1 protein-coding gene is annotated in these 1,693 nt (G+C 50.4%); it reads left to right on the top strand.

All coding sequences use genetic code 11. The features are described from left to right. Positions 1 to 71 precede the first annotated feature (71 nt). A complete protein-coding gene (locus JCM13995_RS14780) occupies positions 72 to 1,637 on the top strand; it encodes an IS3 family transposase (protein ID WP_156314514.1) in 1,566 nt (521 codons plus the stop codon). Positions 1,638 to 1,693 lie beyond the last annotated feature (56 nt).

The following is a 1,693-nucleotide window of genomic DNA, read 5'->3' as shown; positions in this document are numbered from 1 at the left end:
TTGCGATAATCCCTTTGCGGTTGTCAGATGAAATATCATAATTCCTCTGACAATCATGGAGGGATATTTGTATGCCTAGATCAAGATATACAGCAGAGGAAAAGCTTGCCTTTCTGGAGGAATTTGCACAGTCGGGCATTAGCTCGAAGACGTTTGAGCATCAGCATGGTCTTAGCGAGCACATTCTTGCACGGTGGCGGGAGCGATACGCGCGTGATGGGCTTGAAGGCCTCAGTGAAGCTAGGAAGAATAAGCACTATACATCATCGCTCAAACTGGCAGCGGTCTTAGCTTATCAAACTGGCGAAGGAACGCTTAGCGAATTGGCTATACGATTTGGTTTGCGGTCAGCGAGACAACTCCATGATTGGCTTTCCAAGTATAATGAGGACAAGACTTTGACGGCATCGCCGTTCAGAAAGCAGGTCCCCACTATGAGTCGGAAGACAACATTCGAAGAACGAATTGAAGTGGCCGAGTATGTGACCAAGGGCAGGCACTCCTACAGCGAAGCTGCGGAGCATTTTCAAGTCTCCTACCAACAGGCTCGTTCCTGGGTACTCAAGGCCAAAGATAGCGGTTATGAGGCCCTCGTTGATAACCGGGGCCATCACAAAGCTGAAGCTGATCTTACAGAGACAGAGAAGCTACGTTTGGAGGTGCGTCGCCTCAAGGCTGAGCTAGCCGACAAAGAGCTGGTGGAGGCATTCGTAAAAAAAATTCAAGGAACTTCAGCGCAGGGGGTGAACAAGCAACGTCGACTGGCCTACGTCGCAATCAGAGAGGTCAGTCAAGGCAATCACGGTGCCGTGTCAACGCTTTTAAGGCTTATCGGCGTGAGTCGGCAAGCCTACTATAAGGGGCTCAGACGCACCGAGACAGTCTGGGAACAACGCGATACCAAGCTCAAGGAAAGAGCGCAATGCTGGTACGACTTTCATCACCAGGGGATTGGCGCAGACAACCTCTTAATTGCCCTTCAGCATGACGCCGAGATTACCTTTCCGGTGACGGTCAAGATGGTTAAACGGGTGCAAAGAGAGTTGGGCATCCACTGCCAGATTCGCGTCAAGAAGCGCCATCGGCGCAAGGAAAGTGAACAGCACGTGCTCGACAATGTACTCAACCAGAACTTTGAAGTTGATGGCCCAAACCAGGTCTGGTTATCAGACTCAACAGAATTGAAGTATGGCATGAATGGTGAGTACACTATGCGTCTGAGTGGCGTGCTTGACCTGTATGGACGACGTTTACTCTCGTCTAACCTCAGCAATACCGAGACTGCCTCCGCAGAGATCCAAGTGTTCCAGCGGGCGTTTGAGGCCTCTGGCGAAGTACACCCACTGGTGCACACAGACCGTGGCTCAGCATATACATCAGGAACATTTAACCATTTTCTGGAGCTCCACAATGTGAAGCGCAGTATGTCACGACCAGGCACCCCTTACGACAACGCACCGATGGAGCGATGGTGGAACGAATTCAAGTTGCGCTGGATGGAGCGACACCCGATGGCAAAGACCTACCAGGAACTCGTCAGTCTGGTTGAGGATGGCATCCAGTACTTCAACCATCACAATCGTTCAGCACAAAGAAACGGCCTCACCCCGGATGAATATTGGGATGAAGCCATTTAGAAACAGACGAAACTTTATATTATTTCATCTGTCAACTTGACAGGGCCAAGTGCAAA

The organism is Lacticaseibacillus camelliae DSM 22697 = JCM 13995 (assembly GCF_001311195.1).
GTDB lineage: Bacteria > Bacillota > Bacilli > Lactobacillales > Lactobacillaceae > Lacticaseibacillus > Lacticaseibacillus camelliae.
The sequence above is the reverse complement of the archived record's forward strand: the minus strand, read 5'-3'. Positions and strand labels throughout refer to the sequence as shown.

Bases quoted from the DNA above. Each gene is read 5' to 3' on its own strand.
- JCM13995_RS14780 (WP_156314514.1), top strand. From the start codon at position 72: ATGCCTAGATCAAGATATACAGCAGAGGAAAAGCTTGCCTTTCTGGAG.